This window comes from Stenotrophomonas sp. STEN063 (assembly GCF_056854515.1).
Window position 1 is genome coordinate 13,710 of the sequence record NZ_JBXFWF010000017.1, and the last position, 12,618, is coordinate 26,327.

Here is a 12,618-nt window from a genome sequence, read left to right on the forward strand (position 1 = left end):
AAAACTGAGATTTGAGCCAAAGGTTTGACGAATCATGAATCGTCGATTAAGACTCCATCCATCCCGTAGTCGCCCGACAGGTATGGAACCAGGGGGGTAGACCACGACAGGCGTGAGCCTCACGTGCCCAGCAGCAGCGGGACCGGGACCACAACACCACAGGGGGATCGTTGGGCACGCCAGTCCAGCGATGGGGTTTTCTGCAAGCGAAAAAACCCGTCCACTTGAGGAGCAGCAGCGATGAACCGGATCTACCGCAAGGTATGGAACAAGGCATTGGGGCAGTTGGTGGTGGCGTCGGAGTTGGCATCGTCCAGCTCGGCCGGTGTGGTCATGGATGAGCGGCATAGCGCCGGGATACGCCTGCAAGCCTTGTCGGTTGCCGTTGCGTTGGGTCTGGGAGCAAGTGCCTGGGTAACAGCGGCGCAGGCACAGTCGGTGGAAGTGGGCGGTAACGCGCAGTGCATGGTGCTTGGCAGCGCAACCCTGGTGGATTGCGCCATCGCCAACAGCGCCGATGCATCGGGCGCGAACGCGGTGGCCATTGGTGCTGGCACGGTGGCTTCGGCTGCAGGCAGCGTGGCATTGGGGGCTGGCTCCATTGCTGATCGCGCCAACACGGTATCGGTCGGCTCGGCTGGCAACGAACGACAGATCAGCAACGTTGCTGCCGGTACTGTCGGAACCGATGCGGTGAACCTCGATCAACTCAATGCGGCCGCAGACGGCGCACTGTTGGCGGGTCGCTATTTCAAGGCCAATGGTGCAGCTGATGGCAGCGATGATGCGGTGGCCAGCGGCGAAGGTGCGATGGCTGCAGGTGTCGGCTCGCTGGCAAGCGGCGTGGAAAGCACCGCGGTAGGCAGCTATAACGTGGCTGCAGGCGACTATTCCAGCGCGGTGGGGTATGTAAATACCGCCAACGGTGAGAACAGTTCGGCAGTCGGCAATTTCAATCAGGTTGATGGTGCCAACAGCAGCGCCTTCGGTGCCGGAAATCTTGTCGATGGTGACAATGCGATTGCCCTGGGCAGCAACAGCATCGCCAGTGGTGATGGCAGCGTGGTGATCGGCGATGGCGCCTACGCGGCTGCCGATGACTCCACTGCGGTCGGCTCCGGCAGTCTTGCCAGCGAGCTGGGCAGCACTGCCGTCGGCAGCGGTGCAGAAGCGACAGGTGCCTATGCAAGCGCGCAGGGCAGCCAGGCGCTTGCTTCCGGGCAGCAGGCAACGGCCAGTGGCTTCCGCGCCGATGCCAGCGGTCGCGGCACCACTGCGCTGGGCGCCTACAGCGCCGCCTCCGGTGACCTTGCTTCGGCAGTGGGTTATGGCGCTGATGCCAGTGGCGACTATGGCGTTGCGATGGGCCTGGGTGCTTCCGCCTCGGCCACCAGCACCACGGCGGTGGGTGAATCGGCGATTGCGTCGGGCGAGGAATCGACTGCGGTGGGTGGCACTACCTTCGGTGGGTTCATCAGCACCGAAGCATCGGGCACCGGTGCGTCGGCGTTCGGCAATGGTGCGTGGGCGATCGGTGAGTACGCCACCGCGATAGGTTTCAACAGCTGGGCCGATGCGGACGATTCCACCGCGCTTGGCCAGAGCGCCACCGCGGCGGCCGCCAACAGTGTCGCCATCGGTGCGAACTCCTGGGCCGATCGCGAGAGTACAGTGTCGGTCGGTGATGTGGGCAGTGAACGCCAGATCACCAATGTCGCTGCCGGTACGGAAGGCACCGACGCGGTGAACAAGTCGCAGCTCGACGAAGTGGCGGCAGTTGCCGAAAACACCAGCAAGTACTTCAAGGCGACCGGCAGTGCCGACAGCGATGCAGGTGCCTATGCGGAGGGCGATAGCGCCATCGCGGCCGGCGAGGCTGCCAATGCGATCGGCAACGGTGCATCGGCTTACGGCACCGGCGCAAATGCCTTGGCTGACAACAGTGTTGCGGTCGGCACCAATGCACTGGCAACCGGTTCCGGCAGCATCGCGCTGGGTCAGAATGCAAACGCCGAGAACGGCGACAGCATTGCCATTGGTACTGATGCCTCGGTCAGCGAAGGTGCCTTCATGGCCATCGGCGCAGGTGCCAACGCGCAGGGCCTGTTCTCCGCCGCCATCGGTACCGATGCGCAGGCTGCAGGCTTTGCTGCTACCGCAATCGGCACATCGGCCTGGGCAACCGGTCGTCAGGCTACCGCACTGGGCTTCGGTGCCTACGCCGATGCGTGGCAGGCGGTGGCTGTTGGTAGTGGCGCTTATGCAACGTTCTTCGGCACGGCGATCGGCACGTTTGCCGAGGCCGCTGACGTGGCGACTGCGGTAGGCCAGAACGCAATTGCGGACATCGCAGGTGCTGCGTTCGGCGTACAGGCGCGTGCAGGCTTGACCGGCGTCGCAGTCGGCAACAATGCCGCCACCGGTGAGCTTGGTGTTGCAGTCGGCTTCAACTCGCTGGCCGGCCAGGATTTCTACAGCGTCACCGAAGGCAAGCACACCACCGCGCTGGGTGCGGAGGCGTGGGCGACCGAGGACGGAGCCACCGTCGTTGGTTACAACAGCTATGCACAGGCGCAGAACGCGGTGGTGCTGGGCTCCAATGCCTGGACCAGCAAGGACGCAGAGAACAGCGTCGCGCTGGGTGCCGGTTCGTTCGCTGACCGTGCCAACACGGTTTCGGTCGGGGCGGCGCAGGAATGGACCGATTCGGCCGGCGTCGTCCACGCCGCTGTTGATCGTCAGATCGCCAATGTCGCCGCCGGTACCGAAGGCACCGATGCGGTCAACGTCGATCAGCTCACTGCCGTCGCGGAAGGCGCAGAGCTGACCGCGCGCTACTTCAAGGCCAACGGCGCCGCCGATGGCAATGACGACGCGGTCGCCAGCGGCGACGGTGCAACCGCTGCCGGGGTCGGCTCGCTGGCAAGCGGTGCGCAGAGCACCGCGGTTGGCAGCTACAACGTCGCAGCCGGTGACTACTCCAGCGCCGTCGGTTACGTGAACACCGCCAACGGTACCAACAGCTCGGCGGTAGGTAATTTCAACCAGGTGGATGGCGAGAACAGCAGCGCATTCGGCACGGCCAACCTGGTCGATGGTGCCAATGCGATTGCCTTGGGCAGCAACAGCGTTGCCAGCGGTGACGGCAGCGTGGTGATCGGTGATGGCGCATTGGCCGACGCCGATGACGCGATTGCCGTCGGTACGGGCAGCGTTGCCAGCGGCGACAGCAGCAGTGCCTTCGGCGAAGGAGCGGAAGCCTCGGGCGCGTTCGCTACTGCGCAGGGTGCACAGTCGGTGGCATCTGGCCAGCAGGCGTTGGCAAACGGTTTCCGTGCCGAGGCCAGCGGTCGTGGCACCACCGCGGTGGGCAGCTACGCGGTTGCTTCCGGCGATCTCGCTTCGGCTGTGGGTTACGCTGCGCAGGCCAGCGGCGACTACGGCGTTGCAATGGGTTTGGCTGCAGCAGCATCCGGCGCCAGCACCACCGCAGTGGGTGAATCGGCGATTGCCTCGGGTGAGGAGTCGACCGCCGTCGGCGGCACTACCTATGGCGGCTTGATCAGCACCGAGGCATCGGGCACCGGCGCCGCGGCATTCGGCAATGGCGCCTGGGCGTTGGGTGAATATGCGACGGCCATTGGCTTCAACAGCTGGGCCGATGCCGACAACTCCACCGCACTGGGCCAGAGCGCGGTGGCTGAAGCGGTCAACAGCGTCGCCATCGGTGCCAATTCCTGGGCGGATCGCGAGAACAGCGTGTCGGTGGGTGATGTTGGCAGCGAGCGCCAGATCACCAATGTCGCCGCCGGCACCGAAGGTACCGATGCGGTCAACAAGAACCAGCTGGATGAAGTGGCCGCGGTAGCTGGCAACACCAGCAAGTACTTCACTGCCACTGGCAGCGCCGATAGTGACGCCGGTGCCTACGCGGAAGGCGACAGCGCTACTGCTGCGGGCGAAGCAGCCAATGCCATCGGCAACGGCGCGTCGGCCTACGGTACGGGCGCCAATGCGGTGGCCAACGGTGCAACCGCAGTTGGCATGAATGCCTTGGCCACCGGCCAGAACAGTGCCGCGTTCGGCCAGAACGCCGAGGCCACCGGCCCGGCGGCGGTGGCCGTAGGTGGCAATGCAGTGGATGCCAATGGCAATCCATTGATCACGTTTGGTGGACAGCCGGTGACGACCGGTGCGACCAGCGCAGGCCTCGGTGGAACTGCGCTTGGTGCGAGTGCCAGTGCGGAGGGCTTCGCCGCCACCGCCACCGGTCTCGGCGCGTTCGCTCAGGGAGCGCAGTCCTCCGCATTTGGCGCGGTGGCCAATGCAACCGGTGATTACAGCACGTCGGTAGGTAGCCAGAGTGCTGCATCAGGCACCAGCAGCGTTGCGGTAGGTGGTCCGATCGACCTCATCCCGGGGCTTGGCTTCTTCGTTGATACCCAGGCCAGTGGCGAGGCTTCCACGGCGCTGGGCGCTGGCGCAATCGCTTCGGGTGATTACGCTTTGGCGTCGGGTGCATTGAGCGAAGCTGCGGGTGCTGAATCCACGGCTGTCGGCTATTTCGCCTATGCAGCGGGCGACAATGCCAGTGCGCTGGGCGCGGAAAGCTGGGCCAGCGGTATCAACAGCACGGCAGTTGGCTTCTACAGCACCAGCCTTGGCGCGGACAGCACCGCCTTGGGTGCGAATGCCACCGCAGGCGCCGCCAACAGTGTTGCCCTGGGCGCGAATTCGCTGGCAGATCGTGCCGATAGTGTGTCGGTTGGAGCGGAAGGCGCGGAGCGCCAGATCACCAATGTTGCTGCAGGCACCGAAGGCACCGATGCGGTCAACGTTGATCAGCTCAATGCCGCAGCCGAAGGTGCACTGTTGGCCGGGCGTTATTTCAAGGCCAATGGCGCTGCCGATGGCAGTGATGACGCGATTGCCAGCGGTGACGGTGCAACCGCGGCTGGTGTTGGCTCGGAGGCCTCCGGCGCACAGAGTACGGCCGTCGGCAGCTACAACGTCGCCGCTGGTGATTACTCCAGCGCCGTCGGCTACGTGAATACCGCCAACGGCAGCAACAGCTCGGCATTCGGCAACTTCAACCAGGTAGATGGAGAGAACAGTAGTGCGTTCGGCTTTGCCAACCTGGTGGATGGTGACAACGCCATCGCACTGGGTAGCAACAGCGTGGCCAGCGGTGAGAGCGCCATCGTGATCGGCAACGGCGCCAGTGCTTTGGCAAGCGGTGCGGCGGCGATTGGCATGAATGCCGTGGCCAGTGGCCAGAACGCAGCGGCCTTCGGCCAGAACGCACAGGCAACCGGCCCTGGCGCGGTTGCCGTCGGCGGCAATGCCGTGGATGAAAATGGCGATCCGCTGATCACCTCCAATGGCGAGCCGGTGCAGACCGGCGCGACCAGTGCGGGTGTCGGCGGTACCGCACTTGGTGCCAGTGCCAATGCCCAGGGTTTCGCCGCTACCGCAACCGGTGTTGGCGCATGGGCGCAAGGTGATCAGTCTACCGCGAGCGGTGCGGTCGCCAATGCGGTTGGCGACTTCAGCACCGCCACCGGTTCGCAATCGTATGCGGAAGGTGCCGGCACCACGGCCGTCGGCTACAACGCGGCCGCCTACGAGGACGGCAATGTTGCGGTCGGCCGCAATGCTTCTGCACTGGGCGAAGGCAGCCTGGCGATTGGTGATGGTGCCGAGACGGGTTTCGGCTTGTTCGGCATTGGCGCGACCAATGCGGTAGCGATCGGCAGCGGCAGCTGGGCATTTGGTGATGATGCAACCGCGGTGGGTGCGAACGCCTGGGCCTTCGGTCAGCAGAGCACGGCGATTGGTACCGGTGCCGAGGCCGGTGCCACCAACTCGGTGGCGCTGGGTGCAGGCTCCATTGCCGGCCGCGACAACAGCGTATCGGTGGGCGATGTGGGCGCCGAACGGCAGATCACCAACGTTGCCGCCGGTACCGAGGGCACCGATGCCGTCAACAAGGATCAGCTCGATGAAGTAGCCGCGGTAGCGGCGGAAGGGCAGACCACGGCCAAGTACTTCAAGGCCACCGGCAGTGCCGACAGTGATGCCGGTGCGTACGCCGAGGGTGACAACGCCACGGCTTCCGGCGAAGCGACCAATGCCATCGGCAATGGCGCATCGGCCTTCGGCAGCGGTGCCATTGCAGTGGCTGATGGCGCGACGGCGGTCGGCATGAACGCCCTGGCCAGCGGCCAGAACGCCGCGGCGTTCGGCCAGAACGCGCAGGCGATGGGACCGGGTGCGGTGGCGGTGGGCGGCAATGCGGTGGATGCCAATGGTGATCCACTGATCAACGTCGGCGGTGCGCCGGTGCAGACCGGTGCCACCAGTGCCGGTGTCGGCGGTACCGCACTGGGTGCCAGTGCCAATGCGGAAGGTTTCGCGGCGACGGCAACGGGCGTTGGTGCTTATGCCCAGGGTGATCAGTCCACCGCCAGCGGTGCGGTGGCCAATGCACTTGGCAACTACAGCACCGCGACCGGCTCGCAGAGCTACGCCGAAGGCGTGGGCACGACGGCGGTTGGTTACAACGCAGCTGCCTATGAGGATGGCAACGTCGCTGTCGGCCGCAATGCGTCGGCGCTGGGCGAAGGCAGTCTGGCAATTGGTGATGGTGCCGAAACCGGCTTCGGCTTCTTCGGCATCGGCGCGACCAATGCCGTGGCCATCGGCAGCGGCAGCTGGGCCTTCGGTGATGACGCGACCGCGGTGGGTGCCAATGCCTGGGCCTTCGGCCAGCAGAGCACCGCAGTTGGTACTGGTGCCGAAGCCGGCGCCACCAATTCGGTGGCGCTGGGTGCAGGCTCCATTGCTGATCGCGCCAACAGCGTGTCAGTGGGTGATGTGGGTGCCGAACGGCAGATCACCAATGTTGCTGCGGGTACCGAGGCAACCGATGCGGTCAACAAGTCGCAGCTGGATGCGGTGGCCGAGGTCGCAGGCGAGACTAACAAGTACTTCCAGGCATCCGGTGATGGCGTGGCAACTGCCAGCGGTACCAACGCGGTTGCATCGGGCTCGGGTGCGGTTGCCAGTGCCGAGCGCAGTACCGCCTTGGGTGCCGCCAGCACCGCCAATGCCAATGGCGCGACTGCGGTAGGTGCCGATGCATCGGCACGTGCCAGCAACAGCACCGCGCTGGGCCGGCAGACCTCGATCACCGCAACCAACGGTGTGGCGATTGGCTACGGTGCTTTCGCCAGCAACGGTGCCAACAGCGTGGCTATCGGTGCGGGTGCAGGTGTCTCTGGTGCAAATTCGGTGGCCCTGGGCGCAGGTTCGCGTGCAGTTGAAGCCAACGTGGTTTCGGTAGGTGGTGGTAACGGCACCAATGGCCCAGTGACGCGTCGCATCGTCAATGTCGGTGCAGGGCGTATTGCCGAAGGCAGCACTGATGCGGTGACCGGTGGTCAGCTGCATGTCACCAACCAGCGGGTTGGTGCGGTGGAGACGCGCGTTACCGACATCGATGGTCGTATCGGCAGCATCGAGGGCGTGACCGCCAATGCGGTGACCTACGACGACGCCAGCCGCGACAAACTCACCCTGGCGGGTGTGCAGGGAACCACGCTGGACAACGTCGCTGCCGGTGCCATCGCTGCTGGCAGCATGCAGGCCATCAATGGCGGGCAGCTGTTCCAGTCACTGGGCAATATGGCCAGCTTCCTCGGTGGCGGTGCCGGCGTGGGCATGCAGGGCATGTTCGTCGCACCGACCTATGTCATCCAGGGGGCCAGCTACAACAACGTGGGTGCAGCGTTGTCGGCGCTCGACGGCCAGGTTACGGCCATCAACAACCGTATTGCCAGCAACGGGAATGGAAACGGGAACGGCAATGGAAACGGTCATGGAAATGGCAACGGCAACGGCAACGGCAATGGCAATGGCAATGGCCCGCGAGCAGAGACTGCTGCGCCGGCTGCGAGCACTGGCGTAGCGCTGGGCGAGCAAGCCAAGGCCAACAGCGTTGCGGGTAGCGCCATCGGCAACAACAGCTATGCACATGGCCCGAACGACACCGCGATTGGTAGCAATTCCCGCGTCAATGCCGACGGCAGCACCGCGGTGGGTGCCAATACCAGCATCGCGGCGGTGGCCACCAATGCGGTGGCGGTGGGTGAAAGTGCCACCGTCAGCGTTGCCTCCGGTACGGCGATTGGCCAGGGTTCCAGCGTCACTGCAACCGGTGCCGTTGCCTTGGGCCAAGGGTCGATTGCGGACCGTGCCAACACGGTGTCGGTCGGTAGCAGCGGCCATGAGCGGCAGGTCACCAACGTTGCTGCTGGCACGCAGGCCACCGATGCGGTCAACAAGGCGCAGCTGGATAGTGGCATCACCGCCGCCAATACCTATACCGACACCAAGTTCAGCAGCATGGCCGACAGCTTCGATATCTTCCGTGGCGATATCGACAAGCGCTTGCGCCACGTCGACCGTCGTCTGGATCGTCAAGGCGCGATGAGCGCGGCCATGTTGAACATGGCTACCAGTGCTGCGGGCGTGCGCACGCAGAACCGGGTCGGTGTCGGTGTCGGCTACCAGGGCGGCGAATCGGCACTGTCCGTGGGCTACCAGCGTGCCATCAGTGATCGCGCCACCGTCACCTTGGGTGGTGCCTTCAGCAGTGACGACAGTTCGGTCGGCGTTGGTGCCGGCTTCGGCTGGTAAGCGGTTTGGTCTTGCCCCCGCCTGCTGCGGCGGGGGCTTCCAGGTTCATCGCCAGGAGCCGTGCTGCCCCCGCAGTGCGGCTGTTGCGGGCCAGGACGGCAAAGCGATGCAGCGTTGAGTTCCATCCCTGTTCTATCAAGACGAGAGATCCGACATGAAGAAGAAGACCCAGCTTGGTTTGGCGATTGCCGGTGCCGTACTGATGGCTTCGATCGGCGTGCCTGCCGCATCTGCTGCCGGAATTGGACCTGCGAAGACAATAGGCTTGAGTTCGTCCACGGTGGACAGCAGCGGTGGCTATCGGTTCGTGGTGAAGTACCGCGCCGGCAGCAGCGAATTGCGTGATGCGGCGACGCTCAATCGTGGCCTTGGCGCAGCGGCGTCGCGCGCCGGCCTGGATCGTGCCGTGGCCAAGACGTCTCGTGCAGCCGCCCAGCCTGCGGTCCAGGCCGCGCTGCTGCGGCGCATGGGCGCGCCGGGCTGGAGCGTGGTCAAGACCTCGCGTGCCCTCAATGCGCAGGAAGCGGCGAACTTCGTCCGCGAGCTCAAGGCAAATCCGGCCGTTGAACGCGCTGACATCGATCGCATGTACCAGCGCATGGTGGATGTCGCCCCGGCAATGGTTCCGACCGACCCCAACTATGCCCAGTACCAGTGGAATTTCTTCAACCCCAGCACCGGTGTGCGAGCACCGCAGGCCTGGGATCTGTCGCAGGGCGAAGGCGTGGTGGTGGCGGTGATCGATACCGGCATCACCCAGGGCAACCCGGACCTGCAGAACAATGTCATTCCCGGCTACGACATGATCAGCGACAAGCGCGTATCGCGCCGTGACAGTGACGGGCGGGTTGCCGGTGGTTGGGATATCGGTGACTGGGTGGAGGCCAACTACTGCACCGGCTGGGCAACCGGTGGCTCGCATGCGGCCGACGTCAGTTCCTGGCATGGCAGTCACGTCTCCGGCACCATCGCCCAGGAGACCAACAACGGCAGGGGCCTGGCCGGCCTGGCCTACAAAGCCAAGGTGATGCCGATACGCGTGCTGGGTTCCTGCGGTGGTTTCGGCAGTGATATCGCTGACGGTATTGTCTGGGCCGCAGGCGGCGAGGTGCCGGGGCTGCCGCTCAACACCAATCCTGCCGAAGTCATCAACATGAGCCTGGGCAGCGTATCGCCCGCGACCTGCCCGAGCGAGTACCAGGAAGCCATCGATCTGGCCAACAGCAAGGGTGCAATCGTGGTGGTCGCGGCAGGCAACGACAATGCCAACGCCGCCAGCTACACGATGTCCTCCTGCAACAACGTGATCAGTGTCGGTGCCACCGGCGTGACCGGTGCGCGTGCCTACTACTCCAACTACGGTGCACGCGTGGATCTGTCAGCGCCGGGCGGTGGCGGCTCGGTCGACGGCAACCCGAACGGCTACATCTGGCAGGTGATGAACGGTGGCGAGAAGGGACCGGAGCCGAGCAACTGGATCCTCGGCGGCATGGGTGGCACATCGATGGCATCGCCGCATGTGGCTGCTGCGGTGGCGATGGTGCAGAGCGTGGTCGACACGCCGCTGACCCTGAACCAGATGCGTGACCTGCTGAAGACGACCGCTACGCCGTTCCCGGTGGCGATCCCGGCCAGCACCCCGATCGGGGCCGGCATCCTCAACATCAACGCCGCGCTGGTAAAGGCGACCACGCCGCCGTGTGATCCCAATGTCGAGCAGTGCGGCCCGGACGCCACGCCGCTGGTCAACAAGGTTGCGCTGACCGGGGTTTCCGGCAGTGGTGGCAGCGAGACGGTCTACAGCTTCCAGGCCGAGGCCGGCAAGGTGCTGACCTTCATGACCTACGGTGGCAGCGGCGACGTATCGGTGTATGTCCGCTACGAGGCAGTGGCGAGCAGCAGCGAATTCGACGCCAAATCGACCCGCGGCGGTAACAGCGAAACGGTGCGCATCAACAAGCCGCAGGCTGGCACCTACTACGTCACCTTGGTTGGGGCGAGCTCGTATAGCGGCGTGAGTCTGGTTGCCCGTCAGTAATTCTGACTATCGTGCGACCTTGGAGCCCCGGCGTTGCCGGGGCTCTTTTTAACTGTAATGCCGGTTCATGTGCACGACCTAGGGGTGCGAACTGCTAAAGTTCGGCCAACTCAGGAGGATTGCGTGAACGCGGTAGCCCACGACGCCCAACTTGCGCCATCACCTGCCGACCGCATCGTCACCGAACTGCTGGCGCAGGGCCGGCTGAAGGACGCTGACCTGCAGCGCGCACGCCAGCTGCAGCGTGAATCCGGTGGCGACCTGCTGGTGTTGCTGGCACGGCTGGGGCTGGTGTCCGAGCGCGACCATGCTGAAGCCTGTGCCAAGGTACTGGAGCTGCGGCTGCTTGCCGCTCGCGACCTGCCCGAACAGCCGCCTGAGCTGGTGGAAGGCGTGGAGCCGGTGCCGCTGCGCTTCCTCAAGCAGTTCCTGGTGCTGCCGCTGGGTGAGCAACGTGGCCGCATCCTGCTGTGGATGGCTGATCCCCAGGACGGCTACGCGATCGCCGCGATCCGCCTCGCTACCGGTTGCGAGGTTGCCCCCGTGGTTGGCGTGCGCAGCGAAGTGGATGAGCTGATCGAGCGCTGGTATGGACAGGGCCGTACCGCGATGGGGACGATCCTGGAAACCACTGATGGTGAGCTTGCTCCGCTGGACGATATCGAGCACCTGCGCGACCTCGCCTCCGAAGCGCCGGTCATCCGCCTGGTCAACCTGTTGATCCAGCGTGCGGTGGAACTGCGCGCGTCGGATATCCACGTCGAGCCGTTCGAGAACCGACTGAAGGTGCGTTACCGCGTCGACGGCGTCTTGGTTGATGGCGAAAGCCCGCCGGTCAACCTGACCGCGGCGGTGATCAGCCGCATCAAGATCATGGCCAAGCTCAACATCGCCGAGCGCCGCCTGCCGCAGGATGGTCGCATCATGTTGCGGGTACAGGGCAAGGAACTGGATCTGCGCGTGAGCACCATGCCAACTGCACACGGCGAGAGTGTGGTGATGCGCCTGCTCGACCGCGAGGCGGTGGTGTTTGATTTCCAGCGGCTGGGTTTCAGCGAGGATTTCCTGCCGCAGTTCCGCAAGGTGCTGGAGCAGCCACATGGCATTCTGCTGGTGACCGGCCCCACCGGCTCGGGCAAGACCACCACGCTGTACACCGCGCTCAACCAGCTCAACACCGACAAGGTCAAGATCATCACCGTCGAAGACCCGGTGGAATACCAGCTGGAGGGAATCAACCAGATCCAGGCCAAGCCGCAGATCGGGCTGGATTTCGCCAATGCCCTGCGCAGCATCGTGCGCCAGGACCCGGACATCATCATGATCGGCGAAATGCGTGATCTGGAAACCGCGCGCATCGCGATCCAGTCGGCGCTCACTGGCCACCTGGTGCTGTCCACCCTGCATACCAACAACGCCGCCGGTGGCATCACCCGCTTGCTGGACATGGGGGTGGAAGACTACCTGCTCACTTCCACCATCAACGGCATCCTCGCCCAGCGTCTGGTACGCAGGTTGGAGCCGGCCCACGCGCTGCGCTACCGCGCGTCGGAAGAAGAGATCGAGCGCTTCGGCCTGCGCCGCTTCCAGCCGCAGGGCGACATCCATCTTTACCGCGCGCAGCCGTCGGCGCTGGCGCCGACCGGTTACCTCGGCCGCACAACCATCGTCGAGTTCCTGGTGATGGACGATGCGCTGCGCAATGCGGTGATGCGCAAGGCCGGCATGGGCGAGATCGAACAGATCGCACGCAAGGCCGGCATGCGCACCATGTACGAAGATGGCATCGGCAAGGCACTGCGTGGTGAAACCACGCTGGAAGAAGTGCTGCGGGTGACGGAGGACGCATGAGTCATCGCGTACACCCGGAGCGGTGCTGC

The 12,618-nt window shown here is 64.8% G+C and carries 3 protein-coding genes; all 3 read left to right on the forward strand.

Annotated elements, in window-relative coordinates:
* Nucleotides 1–240 precede the first annotated feature (240 nt).
* The 3 genes from AC1VWL_RS06535 (at nt 241) to gspE (ending at nt 12,589) form a co-directional block, all read left to right on the forward strand.
* Nucleotides 241–8,700, forward strand: a complete 8,460-nt coding sequence (locus tag AC1VWL_RS06535; RefSeq protein ID WP_482986163.1) for an ESPR-type extended signal peptide-containing protein — start codon at nt 241–243, stop codon at nt 8,698–8,700.
* A 154-nt stretch (nt 8,701–8,854) separates the two neighbouring features.
* A complete protein-coding gene (locus AC1VWL_RS06540) occupies nt 8,855–10,738 on the forward strand; it encodes a S8 family serine peptidase (protein ID WP_482986164.1) in 1,884 nt (627 codons plus the stop codon).
* 123 nt (nt 10,739–10,861) lie between these two features.
* Nucleotides 10,862–12,589, forward strand: a complete 1,728-nt coding sequence (gene gspE, locus AC1VWL_RS06545) for a type II secretion system ATPase GspE (protein ID WP_482986165.1) — start codon at nt 10,862–10,864, stop codon at nt 12,587–12,589.
* Nucleotides 12,590–12,618 lie beyond the last annotated feature (29 nt).